The organism is Sphaerobacter sp. (genome assembly GCF_019683595.1).
GTDB lineage: Bacteria > Chloroflexota > Chloroflexia > Thermomicrobiales > Thermomicrobiaceae > Sphaerobacter.
Genome location: NZ_JADGHZ010000078.1, coordinates 1 through 15188 on the forward strand (window position 1 = coordinate 1; position 15188 = coordinate 15188).

At 68.9% G+C, this 15188-nt stretch carries 13 protein-coding genes; 4 read left to right on the forward strand and 9 right to left on the reverse strand.

Features of this window, described 5'->3' with window-relative positions; genetic code table 11:
• The 3 genes from IRZ30_RS09775 to IRZ30_RS09785 form a co-directional block, all read right to left on the reverse strand.
• Window positions 1-1075 (reverse strand): ParB/RepB/Spo0J family partition protein (locus tag IRZ30_RS09775; RefSeq protein ID WP_294084804.1); only part of this gene is annotated, 1075 nt, incomplete at its 3' end.
• Complete coding sequence (locus tag IRZ30_RS09780; protein ID WP_294084805.1) at window positions 1068-1850, reverse strand: AAA family ATPase; 783 nt, start codon at window positions 1848-1850, stop codon at window positions 1068-1070. The genes IRZ30_RS09775 and IRZ30_RS09780, both read right to left, overlap by 8 nt.
• Window positions 1851-2036: 186 nt before the next feature.
• Window positions 2037-2264, reverse strand: coding sequence for a hypothetical protein (locus IRZ30_RS09785; protein ID WP_294084806.1), 228 nt, complete (start codon window positions 2262-2264; stop codon window positions 2037-2039).
• 525 nt (window positions 2265-2789) lie between these two features.
• On the opposite strand from IRZ30_RS09785, the gene IRZ30_RS09790 reads away from it, so the two are divergent.
• The gene (locus tag IRZ30_RS09790) at window positions 2790-5786 is read left to right on the forward strand and encodes a hypothetical protein (RefSeq protein WP_294084807.1); all 2997 of its coding nucleotides are present in this window, start codon (window positions 2790-2792) and stop codon (window positions 5784-5786) included.
• A 279-nt stretch (window positions 5787-6065) separates the two neighbouring features.
• Here the strand turns inward: IRZ30_RS09790 and IRZ30_RS09795 are convergent, their stop codons facing one another.
• From IRZ30_RS09795 to IRZ30_RS09805, 3 genes are all read right to left on the reverse strand, one after another.
• A complete protein-coding gene (locus IRZ30_RS09795) occupies window positions 6066-6908 on the reverse strand; it encodes an FTR1 family protein (protein ID WP_294084808.1) in 843 nt (280 codons plus the stop codon).
• Window positions 6909-7074: 166 nt separating this feature from the next.
• Window positions 7075-7623 carry an HdeD family acid-resistance protein gene (locus tag IRZ30_RS09800; protein ID WP_294084809.1) on the reverse strand — a complete coding sequence of 183 codons (549 nt, stop codon included), beginning with the start codon at window positions 7621-7623 and terminating at the stop codon, window positions 7075-7077.
• A gap of 103 nt (window positions 7624-7726) precedes the next feature.
• Window positions 7727-8029, reverse strand: a complete 303-nt coding sequence (locus IRZ30_RS09805) for a hypothetical protein (RefSeq protein ID WP_294084810.1) — start codon at window positions 8027-8029, stop codon at window positions 7727-7729.
• 142 nt (window positions 8030-8171) lie between these two features.
• Between IRZ30_RS09805 and IRZ30_RS09810 the strand changes: the two genes are divergently transcribed.
• From IRZ30_RS09810 to lgt, 3 genes are all read left to right on the forward strand, one after another.
• Complete coding sequence (locus IRZ30_RS09810) at window positions 8172-8966, forward strand: sortase (protein WP_294084811.1); 795 nt, start codon at window positions 8172-8174, stop codon at window positions 8964-8966.
• 106 nt (window positions 8967-9072) lie between these two features.
• Window positions 9073-10851 (forward strand): protein kinase, encoded by a 1779-nt coding sequence (locus IRZ30_RS09815; RefSeq protein WP_294084813.1) that lies wholly within the window; start codon window positions 9073-9075, stop codon window positions 10849-10851.
• 206 nt (window positions 10852-11057) lie between these two features.
• A complete protein-coding gene (gene lgt / locus IRZ30_RS09820) occupies window positions 11058-11864 on the forward strand; it encodes a prolipoprotein diacylglyceryl transferase (protein ID WP_294084815.1) in 807 nt (268 codons plus the stop codon).
• 178 nt (window positions 11865-12042) lie between these two features.
• Here the strand turns inward: lgt and fabF are convergent, their stop codons facing one another.
• The 3 genes from fabF to IRZ30_RS09835 all read right to left on the reverse strand — a co-directional run bounded on the left by fabF (window position 12043) and on the right by IRZ30_RS09835 (window position 15081).
• On the reverse strand, window positions 12043-13281 hold the full coding sequence (gene fabF, locus IRZ30_RS09825; RefSeq protein WP_294084816.1) for a beta-ketoacyl-ACP synthase II: 1239 nt from the start codon (window positions 13279-13281) through the stop codon (window positions 12043-12045).
• A 26-nt stretch (window positions 13282-13307) separates the two neighbouring features.
• Window positions 13308-14243 (reverse strand): ACP S-malonyltransferase, encoded by a 936-nt coding sequence (gene fabD / locus IRZ30_RS09830; protein ID WP_294084818.1) that lies wholly within the window; start codon window positions 14241-14243, stop codon window positions 13308-13310.
• Window positions 14244-14391: 148 nt separating this feature from the next.
• Entirely contained in the window at window positions 14392-15081 is a 690-nt protein-coding gene (locus IRZ30_RS09835) for a queuosine precursor transporter (RefSeq protein ID WP_294084820.1), read from the reverse strand.
• Between the last annotated feature and the right edge of the window lie 107 nt (window positions 15082-15188).

Sequence of the window (15188 nt, forward strand, 5' to 3'; positions counted from 1 at the left end):
ACCCCTTCTTGGGGTCGAGCGCGGCCCCGATCAACTCGCGGAGGGCACGCAGGCGCGGAGCCAGGGCACGCCGCTCGCGGGCCGGGAGGGGCGCCTGCGCGAGTTGCGCCAGGGACAAGGCCAGGGCGCGCAGTTGCGCGTCGAGCAGGTCCTTGTCGGGCGCGGGTGCACCGGCACGCGCTACCGCTGACTGAACGAAGTCGGTGTCGTCCGGGGCGGGCACGGCTTCACCGAGTGCCCGCGCGAGCGCGGCCGCCACGCTGGACGGTCCCGCATCGCGCGCCGGGCGACGCTCCACAACCTCCCGCATCGCCCGTAGGCGTTCGAGCAGCGCCGGCGGCTCCATGGCCGCGAACTCGGGGTCGTCGCGGATCGCCCGGGCGAGCCGCTGGGCCTCGTTCTGGCCCAGGCCCTCGTCGACGATGAGGCGCGCCAGCGCGGCCTGTGCCGCCGGCGCCAGGCCCTGGAGCACGCGGCTCTGTTTTTCCGAGAGCCGACCAGCGCGGATGTCTTCCTGCACCGCGTCGGGCAGCTTTTCGGTCCCCAGCAACTGGAAGAGGCGGCTCCGCTTGATGCCGACCGCTTCGGCCACCCGCTCCCAGGACGCGTCGCCCATCTGGGCTTTGAGCGCACGGAGCGCCGCGGCCCGGTCCACGGCATTCAGATCCTCACGGACCACGTTCTCCATAAGCTGCTGGATCAGGCGCCGCTCTTCCGGCACGTCGCGCACGACCGCCGGGATGGCGGTGAGGCCGGCGATCTGTGCCGCGCGCCAGCGGCGCTCGCCGTGGAGGATCACGTAGCGGTCCCGCTCCTCGTCGTAGCGGACCGCGATCGGCTGGAGCACGCCCTCTTGGGCGATCGACGCCGCCAGCTCCTCCAGCCGCTCCTGGTCGAAGGTGCGGCGCGGCTGGTTCGGGTCCGGCTCGATCCGGTCGAGCCGGATCTCCTTGGCGGTGACGAGGTCGCTCACGCCCACCGCACGGGGCGAGGTGTCCTGGAACAGCGCGTCGACGGTGAAGCGGCGGCGGCGCGCCGCGGGCCGTTCGACCACGCTGCGGGCTGGCTCAGACATGGGCCGGGCTCCCTACGCGCGCCTCCAAGATGCTCGCGACCTCCCGGTATGCGGCCGAGAGCGGCGACCGCGGCATGTACTGGAGGATCGAGGTGTGCTCCGCGATCGACTCGGCCCCCTTGACGGAGAGCGGGATGACCGGCAGCAGCGGCAGTTCGGGGAACTGCTCCCTCAGCGTGTCGATCATGTCGGCCGCGAGCCGCGACGAATGATGGACCTTCGTCGGGAGGAAGCCGATGACTTCCAGCTTGGGGTTCAGCCGCCGAATGCGTCCGATCGTGTCGAACAGGCGCCGCAGCACCATGAGCGAGAGGGGATGCGGCTCGATCGGGATCACCAGGAAGTCCGCCGCGACCAGGATGTTGATGCTCAGGATGTTCAGCGCGGGCGGGCTGTCGATCAGCACGTAGTCGTAGGGCAGCGGCTGGGCCGCGCCGAGCTTATCCGAAAGCCGCCGCTCCCGCTCCAGGACGTTGAGCAGCTCGAGTTCCGCGGCGGCGAGGTCGGGGTGGCTCGGGATGAGATCCAGGCCCGCGATCCGGCTGGCCAGGATCGCCTCCGCCACCGGCAACTCCTCGTCGGAGAGGAGATCATAGATCGAGAGGTCAAGCGCGCCGACGTCCACGCCGAGCGCCATCGTCAGGCTCGCCTGCGGGTCGAGGTCGATTGCCAGCACCCGCCGCCCGCGCTCGGCCAACGCCGCGCCGACATTGAGCGTGCTGGTGGTCTTGGCGGTCCCACCCTTCTGGTTGAAAAAGGCGACGATCGGCGGCATGGTAGATTGTCCCCCCGTCAGCCATGTACGTACATTGGCGTCACCATCATAGCAGAGGCCCGCGCCGGAGTCCAGGGCGATCGTGCCAGCCAGTCACGCCGAGGCCCGAAAAAAACGCCCCGGGCCACGAGTTGGCTCGTAGCCCGGGACCTCCAACGCGCCATCAACAGCGTCATGGTTGGTCACCTATCCTGCCGAGGAGAGGCGGCCCTCCGGAGCGATGATGTCGGCCAGCGACTGCCCGGCGACCCAGGCACCCAGCCGCATGACGGCCTCGCCGACCGCCCGGCGCATTCCGCCGGCGCGGCGCGCCTGCATCATCTGGCGCATCATCCGCCGGTGCTCCGCCTCGCGCAGCCAGCGCTGCTGACGCTCGGCGGCCAGCCTCTCGTTGACGTACAGCATCTGATCCATGGTGAAGCCTCGCCCTTTCCGAGCACCGGCGACCCCGCCGGTGCCTCCGCATCCATCGCGGGTCGTCCCGCGCTTCTCGCCGTTAGCTCATATCGAGCAGCGGCGCCTTCACCATTGCGTCGGCCTCCTTCCCGCCTTCCGGGCAAACAAAAACCCGGATCGAGTTTCTCGATCCGGGCTGCCAGAAGCAGAGTCGGTGGCGCGTCACGTGACGTGCCTCAGGGGCAGCCGGATCGAAGGCCGAACGCTGGTGGCGAAAGTGAGGTCGCTGCACCGCACCATTGTTCGCTCCTTCCGACTGACACCCAACCCGGAAACCGGCGTCTCCGGGACACCATGCCATCTTAGCAGCGCTGCGTGAGCACCGCTACTGTCCTGCGGGGCCGTGCGCACCTGTCCAAGCGGACAGGATCACCCGGCTCCGCGCGAGCGGCGGGAAGCCCGCAACGGCGATCCGGTGTACTACGATAGGACGCAGCAGGGATCGCGATCAGGGCCGGCGCCGAGGAGGGCGGATTGCCACCGATGGGGAGCGATCGCGGGGCCACCCGCGCGACCGCCGCTCATACGGCGGCACCGCACGTCGACGCTGCGCGCCTGCGCGCCGGCCTGCGCCTCGTCTTCCTCGGCGACACGGCGGATCGGCTCGCCAGACTGGCCCGGCCCGCGTCCGATCCAGCCGAGGCGCTGGACGCCGTGGTGCCCGCCGCGACGCTGCGCTACACCTTGGCGCAGTGGCGACAGCGCCTCCGGCGGGGCACGGCACCCGAGCGCGCGGTGCCGCTGGCGCCGGCGACGGGGCTGCCGGGCCATGCCGCCCTCGCGCTGGCGCTGCATGTGGCGCTCGACCTCGATACCGCAGTGCTAAGCCGCCTGTTCGGCCGTACACCGGAGCAGGTCGGACTCGACCTGGCCCACGCCCGCGGCGCGCTGCGACCCTCGATCCTGAGCGCGTGCCTCGACTCACTGCCGAGCATCGGTCGGTACCGTGACGCCGCGCTCGACCTCGGCGAGCGGGTGGCCCTTTACCAGCACGCCCGCGGCTGCGACCGTTGCCGCGCCGCGCTCGAAGCGGCCGAGGCGGCGGACGCGGATCTGCGCGCCCTGCTCGATGCCGTCGGGGCGACGCTGCCGCCCGAAGCGACACGGCGGGGCGGCCCGGCGCGTGCCCTCGCCACTCCGACAGCGCTGCTGGCCTCCGGCGGGGCACTCCTGGTCGTCCTCCTGCTCGTCGCGGGACTGATCGCCAACCGGTTCCTCGCTGCCCCGCACGTGCCCGTCCCCCTGCGTCCCGCGGCGCAGCCGGCAGACGCGACCGGCTGGCTCCTCTTCGAGCGCTCGGACGGCATCGCGGCGCTCGACCTGGCAAGCGGCACGACCCGGCTGTTGGTGCCCGATCCATTCGGCGGGCGGGGACTGGCTCTGGTCTCGCCCGCCTACCGGCGCGTCGCGTACTGGTCCCCATGGGACGTGACACCCGGCAATGAAGCGCTCGAGGTGTACGACCTTGATGGCCGGCTCTTGCACTCCTGGTCATGGGAGGAGGACGCCCGCCCCACGTACCCAACTGCCTGGCTCGACGAGGAGACGCTCCTCGTCGTGCAGCAGCCGCAGTGGGACCCAACCATTTCAGACCAGGAAAACCAAGCCCGATGGAGGCGCGAGACGGCCCTCGTCGCGATCGACGTCGCGAGCGGAGCCCGGCGCGTCCTGCTCCGCGGGTCGGTCGGATGGGCCGTCCCATCGCCGGACGGGACGCTCATCGCGATTTCCGGCAGCTACGAATCGGACTCGCGGGGAACCGCGCTCGACGTGCGTCCGCTCGGTCCGGACGGTCTCGGTCCGCCGATCGCAAGCATCACGCGTGTGGCCGCGTCGGCCGGCGTCTGGGTTCCCGACGGCAGCCGGGTCTATCTCGGCATCGTCGCCGGTCCCGGGATCGAGCCCAAGCCGGCGGACCCCGTCCCCGGGCAATCTGAGATGCCCGCGCGGATCGATCTGGTCGCGTTGGACCGTGACGGCAGGGTGACGACGATCGTCGAGGGGCGGAGCGGCGTTATGCTGCGGCCGATTACGTTCACTCCCGACGGCCAGACGCTCATCTTCCAGTCGACGAACCTCGACGGCCCCGAGACGTTCAACGCAACCCTGTGGCAGGTCCCGGCGACCGGGGGGACGCCGACACCCCTCGCCACCGGATCCTATTATGACGCCGCCTACTGGCGTGATGGCAGCGAGGCGATACTGCTGGTCAATGCGACCGACGCGTTCCCGCAAGGCGAGATCGAGCAGTTCCGGCCGGGCGGTCCTAGCCCCGCATGGTGGACGATCAGCGTGCTGGGGCCGGACGGTACCCGGCGCCCCGTGGTCGGGCTGCCGTGGGACGCAGCCGGCTGGCCGATCGCCTGGCTCCCTCCCGACGCGCTGCCTGCTCCGGCTGAGACGCCAGCAAGCGAGCCACTGCGCGGCGAGGTGAGCCCGCCCGAGCGCGTCACAGGCATGCCGGCCGAATATACACTCGATGCCCGCAGTACCGTCAGCCCAGACGGCAGGGTCGTCGTGGTCGCGGACAAGACGTCGACGGCTCCCGTCATCTGGGACCGGGAACGTGAGGAGAGTCGCGCCCGCTTCGGAGCCGCCGACTTCGCCTGGGTCCGCAACGGTAGCGACCTCCTGATCGGCGTCGCCGTGCCCAGCGAGGAGGAGCGCCTGCCGCCGCCCGGCCGGCTCACCTTCTACACTGGAAACGCCGGTGTCGGGTTCGGGTCCCTCAACTACCGCGGATTCGATCCGGCCGGAATCTACGGACGCACCAGCGAGCGGTATGCCCGCCCGCTCGTGGCGCCGGGTGGCCGGGCGATGTCGTTCTTCACCGTCGATGTCCGTGCCGGGGAGACGCGCCTGTGGGTCGCAACCTGGGACAATGCCCGCATCGTCGACCGCTGGCCCAGCCATGCCGGGGCGCTCGGCAACCTGCCCACCCTCGCGCTCTGGGCCGGCCCCGACACGCTGCTCTATGCCGTGCCGGAGGCGATGCGGGACGGATTTCCCCAACAGGTCACGCTCCGCCGCGCGGTCGTCGCCCAGGACGGCGGCGTCAGCACCGAGTCGCTGGTCACGCTCCGCGCGGGCGGCGGCGAGCGCGGGATCGTCCTGCGCGAGATGGCGTTGAGCCCCGACGGGAGCCACGTCGCCTTACGGTTGCGACACTACACCCGACGCGATCCAGCCCGGGGCGCGTACGACACCGTGCGTGTGCTCCCCGCGGACGACCTGACCCAGCAGGTCGAGGTGGCCCGTGGCAACCCCGGTGACGGCCTGTCCTGGGCACCGGACAGCCACTGGCTCAGCTTCGGGTTGCGCGGCCGCGTCGCGCTGGCCACCCACGACGGCCGCAGCCTGCGATACCTCAGCCCCGAAGACACGCCCGCAGCCTACCCGCTCTGGGTCGGCCCCGGCGAAGTCTGGTTCGTGCAGGGAGAGGGAAACGTGTCCCACATCGTTCGCGTTACCGTACGCTGATGCGGGTCGCCATCCCGGCCGGCGTTCCAAGAGCGATGGAGGAGCCCCAGCGATACCTGCATGAAGCCTGTGCTATGCCGGCGCTCATGGCGCGAAAGGACGGCATGGAGCGCCCGCTTCTCACCGGTCTCAGTCACCCTGGCGGTGGGCGCCACCGAGTCCTGCATCCACCCCCGCACCCCCTCGTACGCCTCGGGTATGGGTAGGCTAGGTACGGCATCCAGCGGGCTGTGTCGGGACATGCCTCACCCCTGACGCGGAAGCGGAAGACAAGTTCGCTCAGGCACGCTGCCCCACGGGCTCTGACTGCGAGGTACCAGACCGAGGTCGTGCACCGAAGAGCAGCCAACCGACGATGGCGACGTAGAGGAGCCAGACGACAACCTCCAGCGCCGAGGGCCACGGGTTCCAGCCGAACAGGCCATGCAGCAGATCCGACACCATCCCATGCCCAACGACCGGCTGCTCACGAAGATCCCAGACATGGCCAAAGAAGATGGGAACCACCCCGGATTCCTGCAGCCAGGCGACGGACTTGGCGATCAGCCCGGCCGCGATGACGAGGAGCAGAGCGCCGGTGATGGTGAAGAAGAGGCGGAGGTTGATCCGGGACCCACCCTGGTAGGCGAGGTAGCCGAGCAGCACTGCCCCAACCACCCCGAGCGCACCTCCGATTGCCCACTCCAGCCGGTTAGCTCCCAGCAGCAGCGCCAGCATGAACAGAACGGTCTCCAGGCTCTCCCGCAGGACAGCGAAGAATGCGACCGATGCCACACCCAAGCGGGATTCCGACTCCAACGCCCGCTCGACCTGTTGGCGCAGCCGGCGGCCGATTGTCCGTGACTGACTCCGCATCCAGAAGATCATCCAGGTCAGGATGGCGACGGCGACAAGGCTTACTCCGGCGAAGACGATGTGCTCGAGGTCACCCTCCAACCCTCCGAGGAGGTGGTAAGCCGCAGCGCCAACGATGGTCGACACCCCCAGCGCCGCGACGACGCCGAACCAAACCTGCCGGAAGGCGTCTCGACGCCCAATTTGCCGGAGGTAGGCCAACACGATGCTGACAATCAGTGCGCCCTCGAACCCTTCGCGGAGGGTGACCAGCAACGCCCCGCCCATCCCGTGCTCCTCCCGGGAGCCACCGCACACTCGGTGCGCTAGCCCGATAATTCCGAGTAAACAACTCGGAATTAATCTATGACCGCGTCTGGGCTATGTCAAGATCCGCGGGAGGTAGGCACTCGAATCGGGCTCGGCGAGCCTGGTCCACATCCCGTGATCGGCGTCACATGGCAGGTCCCTGCGCCGCGAGGCTGCGGAGCTGCCAGGCGAGCACCAGCAACAGGATGCCGAAGACGATCGCGTAGACACCGATCACCCACAGCACCGCGAGCGCCCCGGAGCTGGGGAACAGGAATAGCAGCACGCCGAAGATGATCGAGATGACGCCAGCCAGCCCGAGCCAGAGGGTTCCGCCGCCGACGTCGCGGAGCTGCACCGCGCCGATCACCTCGGCGAGGCCGGTCACGATCGCCCAGGCCGCGATCAGGTAGAGCAACGCCAGGGCGGTCAGTCCTGGCCAGACGAATGCGACAATGCCGGCCAGAACCCCGAGCACCCCCTCGAACGCGAGCGGCCCCCACCGGAGATCCCGCCGGGCAGCGCGAAAGGCCGCGACGATGCCGAAGATCCCGTCGAGCAGCGCGTAGACGCCGAAGAGCGCGATGAGGAAGGACAGCGTCAAGTCCGGCCACACAAGTGCCGCCAGGCCGAAGAGGATGGCGACCACGCCGCGTACAGCCACCGCCCACCAGTTACGCGAAACCGCCAGCATCGCAGCTACCCCTTTCTGCCCCTACCACCACCCAATATTATGTTTAGATCATGCTCCCCGCTCCGCATGTTGCTTGCCAGGGCTGAGCCGGAGTTGGCCCGCGCTAGCGCCGTTTCTTGCGACGCCGCGGCTGCCGCTCCTCCTCGCGGAGGGGCTCCTGGGTCAACTCCTCCATCGCCTCGACCACGGTGTCCTCGTCGTCCAGGTACTCGACGGTGTAGTGCCCGGAGCGAACGGCATGGACGGCTTGCAGGGTGTCGAAGACCTCGAAGGTCAACTCGTCGAACCCGATCGAGCCGTGCAGGTAGCCGAGGAACGAATCGCGCAGCTCATCCACCAGCGTGGAAACGATCTGCTCTTCGTCGGCAGCCACCTCGTTGAGCAGCCGGTCTTCCTGGTCGCTCACCAATCACCCCCTCTCCACGCACGTCCCGTCCCGATGGGGCGAGCACCATGCACCTTGGGTGCCATCAGGGCCACCATCCGATCGGCGCACAGATCCGTTATGCCTACAGCGGCCCCGCACCCGATGACGGGAGCGATCGGTGATGGACGACCAACAGCTCGGAGCAGGACAGCCACGCGGGCCACGGCGTCGGGTCAGCACGCTCGGCACCGTGCTCATCGTGCTGGGGTTCCTATTGTTAGGCGCGGCGGCCACGCTGGCAGCCGCCGGTGGACGTCCCGGTGGCACGACCTCGAGCGTGACGCCGCCACCCGACCTCGTCGCCACGCCGGACGCCCCGCTCTCTCCGCCGGTCGTCCAGGCCGCTCCGAGCGCCACCGCGACGCCGTCCCAAGAGACGAGCGCCGCGACGACCACCCCGCCCCCCGCCACGCCTGAACCGTCGCCGACGGCGGTACCGACCCCGACGCCGGTGCCCGACCGCCCGCACGCGACGCAAATCAAGATCCCTGCGATTGGGCTGGATGCACCGATTGTGGAGGTCGGGTACGACCTGGTCGAGATCGAAGGCGTGCAGGTCATCCAATGGCAGGTGGCCGATTACGCCGCCGGGCACCACAGCACGTCCGCCGACCCCGGCGAGGGCGGGAACATCGTCATCGCCGGACACGACGACTGGCGCGGCGAGGTGTTCCGCGATCTGGAGCACGTGACGCTCGGCGATCAGATCACCCTGGTGACGCCCGAGGGCGAGCACACCTACGCCGTCACTGAGATCGTCTACCGCAAGGAAGCGGGGATGCCCATCGCCACCCGGATCGCGACCGGGCAATACTTCGCGCCGATGCCGGAGGAGCGATTGACCCTCGTGACCTGCTGGCCCTACGGCATCGACGACCACCGCCTCATCGTCATCGCCAAGCCGGTGCGCCCGTAGCGGCGTCACCCAGCCGCCCCGTTCGACCCCACACGATGAAAACTCGTACAATCTTCGGTCGGGAGGGATCCGGCATCGGGTCGGACCAGACCGAGAAGGAGACGGCGTGTCCCTGACGCTGCCACACACTCTGGCCGGACGCTACCGGCTCACCGCACGTATCGGCGAAGGGAGTTTCGCCGAGACATTTCTGGCCACCGATACGTCGCTTGGGCGGCAAGTTGCCGTCAAGGTGCTGCGTGAGCAGTACGCCAGCGACGTGCGGGTCGCTGCTCGCTTCGAGCGCGAGGCGCGTGCAGCGGCGTCCGTGACGCACCCCAACGTCGTGGATGTCTACGACTACGGACGCGACGGCAACACACTCTACATCGTCATGGAGTGGGTCGACGGCACCGACCTCAAGGACTACATCCGGCGGCGCGCGCCGCTCCCGGTGCCGGAGGCCACGCGACTGATCCGCGAGATCCTGCAGGGACTCGGCGCCATCCACCGGGCGGGGATCATCCACCGGGACGTGAAGTCCCAGAACGTGCTCATCGCCCAGTCGGGAACGGCCAAGCTGACCGACTTCGGCATCGCGCGCGGTGCGCTCGACACGGGGCTGACCGATACCGGTATGGCGCTGGGCACCGCTGCCTACATGGCGCCGGAACAGGCCAGCGGCCAGCAGCTCACGCCCGCCGCCGACATCTACGCCGCAGGCGTCATCCTGTTCGAGATGCTTACTGGGCGGCTGCCGTTCCCGGGCGACAACCCGGTCCAGGTCATGTTTCAGCACGTGAACGATCCGCCGCCGCGCCCGAGCACGCTGAACCCCGATATCCCACCGGGGCTGGAGCTGGTTGTGCTCCGCGCGCTCGCCAAGGATCCGCGCGACCGCTTCCAGTCGGCGGCGGAGATGGAAGCCGCACTCGAACGCACGCCGAGCGCGGACGAAGCGACCCGGATCCTCGCCGCCGCTACCGCGCCGGTGTCGGGTGCCGGTGCGACGCGCGCCATGCAGCACACCGGCCGGACCGCCCGCGCGGCGCAGCCGCCGGGGTCGCCGCCCCCACCCCGCCGCCGCACGGCCGCTGCGGTCCCGGACCCAACGCCGACCTGGCCGCTGGTGCTCCTGGCCGGGATTCTGATCCTGCTCGGGATCGGCGGGATCGCCCTGCTCGCCATGGGCGACGGCAACGGAGACACCGCGACGACCCCGACAGCGGAGTTGCCGGCGGTGACCACCGCGACCCCGGAGCCGACGCCGACCGTTGAGCCGACCCCGACGGTCGAGCCGACGCCGACGGCGACACCGACACCGGAGCCAACACCGACGCCAACACCTGAGCCGACTCCAACGCCGACACCGGAGCCGACACCCACGCCGGAGCCGACTCCGGAGCCGACGCAGGACCCCGGCACGCCGATCGGCAGCCCGGCCCCGGAGGCGCTGGCCCGACCGCTCACCGTCGGCGCGCGGAATGTCGAACTCAGAGGTGAGGACTTCAAGGGCGCACTGGTGCCGGGCGAGGGGTCCAACCGGCAGGGCAACATCCCGGACAAAGCGGCGTTCCTGTTCGGGGGACAGAGCGACTATCACACCGGGACGGCGACGTTTGAGACGCGAGAGTCCAATCGTCCCGTCCTCGTCCTCCAGATCACCGGCACCGACGATCTGGCCCAACGCAAGGCGCCGATCAGGATCACCCTCAACGGGCAGCTCGTCTGGGAGGGTGACAACCCGCTGCCCAACGGCGAGTCCGGCGACGCCTACTGGGTCATCCAGGACCGCTCCGTCCTGCGCGACGGCGAGAACCGGCTGGTCATCGCCAACACCTCCCCGAACGGCGACGCCCCCCAGGCGCCCTGGATCCTGCTTGAGCGGGTCACGCTGTTCTATTGATGCGTGATGCGTCATGCGTCATGCGTCATCCGTCATACGTCAACCGTACTGCGTAGTGTGTAGGTCTCCCCTCTCCCCTCGTGTGAGAGGGGCCGGGAGTGAGGGGGACGCATGACGCATGACGTATGACGCATGACGTATCACCCACACCCGCCCGGCCTATGGCACACTAGGCGCGGGATTCGGTGAAGCGCGGAGGACAGGCGGTGTTCCACTTTACGATCGGGATGGACCCTAATATCGCCCGCATCGGGCCGTTCGTGCTGGCATGGCACGGGCTGCTGACGGCCTTCGCCATCGTCCTCGCCGTCGTTGTGATCTACCGTGAATTCGCTCGTCGCGGGCTTTCGCTGGCGAAGTACGACAGCCTGGCGTTCTGGACCATCATCGGCGGCATCCTCGGCGCGCGCCTCTTCTACGTCATCGACCACGCCGGGTACTTCCTCGACCACCCGCTGGAGGCGTTCGCCATCCAGGAGGGCGGCCTGGCCGTCTACGGCGCGGTCATCGGTGGGTTCTTCTCGGTGCTGCTGCTGACAGGCATCTTCGGCTATCCCTTCGGACAGGTCATCGACGCGATCGCGCCGGGGCTGATCCTGGCGCAGGCTGTGGGCCGGATCGGCTGCCTGATCAACGGGGACGCCTGGGGCGGGCCAACCGACGGCCCATTTTCGGTCACCTACACCCACCCCGACGCCCTGCTTCCCAGCAGCCTCCACGGCGTGCCCACGCACCCGTACCCGATCTACGACATGGCGATGAACCTCGCGATCTTCGGGGTGGTGGTGTGGCTGAACCGCCGGCGCCTCCCGGCCGGGACGACGTTCGCGGTCTTCGCCGCGCTCTACGCCGTCACCCGCTTCGTCATCAGCTTCGTGCGCCAGGAGCGGATCTGGTTCTGGGGGCTGCAAGAAGCGCAAGTGGTGTCGCTGGTCGTGCTGGCCGTGTCCGCAGTGGCGCTGTACATCCTGCTGCGCCGCCAGCCCAGCTCCGAGCCGCTCACGGCGGACTGAGTCTCGTCCCATCCCCGGGCGACGTGTGCGTCAGACGTCGGTCGATGGCATCCTGATCAGGTCCGGGCTCGGCTCCATCGAAGGATCTTGCGGCAAGAACACAAGAACCCCTCTCCCAGCACCCGGTCCCGGTTGGGACGGGTCGGGAGAGGGGGTCGTAGACTGACTGCTGGTCCCGCTATCCCTCGTACCGGCGGAACACGGCGACGGCGTTCTGGCCGCCGAAGCCGAAGGCGTTGGCCATGGCGACGTTGACCTCGGCCTTGCGCAGCGTGTGCGGCACGTAGTCGAGGTCGCACTCCGGGTCCGGCTCATCGAGGTTGATGGTCGGCGGGATCAGGTTATCTCGGATCGCCAGCGCGCAGACAACGCCGGACACCGCCCCCGCGGCACCCACCAGGTGCCCGATCATGCTCTTGGGCGAGCTGATCGCCACGCGGTACGCCGCCTCGCCGAAAACCGACTTGATCGCCTTTGTCTCCGACACGTCGTTGAGCGGCGTGCTCGTCCCGTGCGCGCAGATGTAGTCGACATCCTCGGGAGTGAGGCCGGCGTTGGCGATCGCCTGGCGCATGGCGCGCGCGGCGCCGAGGCCGTCCGGCAGCGGAGCGCTGATGTGGAAGGCGTCAGCGGTGACCGAGCCGCCGGCAAGCTCGCAGTAAATGCGCGCGTCACGGCGCCGGGCGTGCTCCTCGGTCTCCAGCACCATGACCGCGGCACCTTCGCCGAAGACGAAGCCGTCGCGGTCCTTGTCGAAGGGCCGGCTGGCGCGCTTCGGCTCGTCGTTTCGCTTCGAGAGCGCGCCCATGTTCCCGAACGCCGCCACCGCCACGGGGTCCATGCCCGCCTCGGTGCCCCCGGCGATCATCACGTCCACCTCGCCGAGCTGCAGCATGCGCAGTGCGTCGACGAAGGCCTGGGTGCCCGCGGCGCACGCCGCCACCGAGGCCATGACCGGCCCGGTGATGCCGAACGTGATGGAGACCTGGCAGGCCCCCATGTTCGGGGCAAACATCGGGATGAAGAAGGGGCTGACCCGGTTCGGCCCGCGGGTGTGGTGAACGAGCACCTCGCGCGTGAGCGTCTGGATCCCGCCACCGCCGGTGTTGAGCATCACGCCGATGCGCTCGCTGTTGCTCCGGTCAATGGTCAGGCCGGCATCTTCGATGGCCTCCCGCGCGGCCGCGACCGCGAACTGTGCGTAGCGGTCCATCCGGCGCGCGGCCTTGAAGTCCATGTGATCCCTGGGGTCGAAGCCTTTGACCTCGGCTGCAATCTGGACCTCGAGATCGCTTGGATCGAAGGCGGTGATGCGGTCGATTCCCGAGACACCGTCCAGGAGGTTGCGCCAGAACTGCGGATAGCCGATCCCGATCGGCGTGACCGCCCCCAGCCCGGTGACGACGACACGATGCACCCTGATTTCCTCCGATTCCCCGTACTTTACCCCGCGATCCCGAAATCCTTCGGGCTCATTACCTCAACATCGCTCCGAATGCGCCGGATCAACCCGCCCAGCACCTGACCCGGCCCGATCTCCAGGAAGGCGGCCGTGCCGTCGTTGGCCATCTCACGCACCGAGTGGGTCCACTGGACCGGGCGGACGACGTGCGCGGCGATCTCCTTCCGGATCTCGTCGACGGTGGTCATGAAGCGCCCGGAGATGTTCGCCACGACCGGCACCTGGGGCTCACGCAGCGGGATCTTGTTGACCAGCTCCGCCAACTGCTGCGCCGCCCGCTCCATCAGCGGCGAGTGGGACGCAATGGAGATATCGAGCCGCACGACCTTCCGGGCGCCCCGCTGGCGGGCAAGCTCCATCGCCCGCTCCAGGGCCGCATTCTCGCCGGAGATGACCGACTGCCCGGGGCAGTTGTCGTTGGCCAGCACGACAGTCCCGACCTCGGAAGCTTCCTCGCAGATCGCTTCGAGGGCTTCTCGATCCAGGCCGAGGACGGCGGCCATCCCACCCGGCTGGAGGTCTCCACACTCCTTCATCAGCCGGCCGCGCTCCCGCACCAGATGGAGCGCATCGGCGAAGTCGAGGACGCCGGCGGCAACCAGCGCGGTGAACTCCCCGAGGCTGTGCCCGGCGACGAAGGACGGCACGATGGACAGATTGTGCGAGCGCCACCGCTCGCGCAGGGCTTCCAGGTAGGCGAGGCTGACGGTCAGGATCGCCGGCTGGGCATTGATCGTGTCACCCAGCTCCTCCGCCGGCCCGTGAAAGCAGAGTGTGGACAACGGGAACCCGAGGATCTCGTCGGCCTGTTGGAAGATCTTCCGGGCAGCGGCTGACTTCTCGTAGAGAGCCTTGCCCATGCCGACGTACTGGCTCCCCTGCCCGGGGAACACGAACGCGATCCGCTTTGAGATCACGCTCCCAAGGTCCATCGCTCGCCCTACCCCTATCGCCCTATCCACCACCCATCCGCTCACGGCTTGGCCTCAAGCCACAAATGGAGTGCCGCGCGTATCATACCATGGACTTTCCATGTACTTTCACGTGTTCGGCACGCCTTTGTGGTCAACGGAGCCGCAGCGGTGAAAAATCGGTGCCGTAATCGTAGGTGTCCACCCCTTCGAGCCGCTTGAGTGTGTTGACCACGAGGTACGTCAGGGGCGTCGCCACGACCTCGTAGGCAGATTTGACGAGCCAGGCGGTGACCATCAGCGGCAGGAGTTCACCCCCCGGGATGGTCCCCGCGAAGGCGATCGTGATGAAGACCAGTGAGTCCGCCCCCTCGCCGACCAGCGTGGAGCTGATGGTCCGCATCCAGAGCCAGCGCCCCCGCGTCACGATCTTCAGCTTGGCCAGCACCACCGCGTTGAGGAACTCACCCACGAGGTAGGCGGCAAAAGAGCCGGCCAGGAGCCGCGGGGTGAAACCGAGGATGCGCTCGTAAGCCGCCTGACCGTCCCAGATGCTCGCGGGCGGCAGGACCTGGGTGACGACGATCGACCCGACGGCGAGCAGGTTGCACACGAATCCCAGCCAGATGACGAGCCGCGCGCGGCGGAACCCGTACACCTCGGTCAGCACGTCGCCGAAGATGTAGCTCAGCGGGAAGAGCGTAACCGTGCCGGCGGGCACGACCAGCCCGCCGATATCGACCAGCTTCACCGCCACGATGTTGGCCGTGATCAGCGACGTGACGAACAACGCGGCGACCGCCACAAACAGGGCGCTGAAGTGTTCGTCCTTCGTCCGCTCCACCTCGGAACTCCGCCGTCCCATCGTCCCAGCCGGCAACCATGTCGCGGGGGGCCCCCCCCCGCCGGCGCCCCGCCCCCCCCCCACACCCCCCCGAGCCGCCCCCCCCC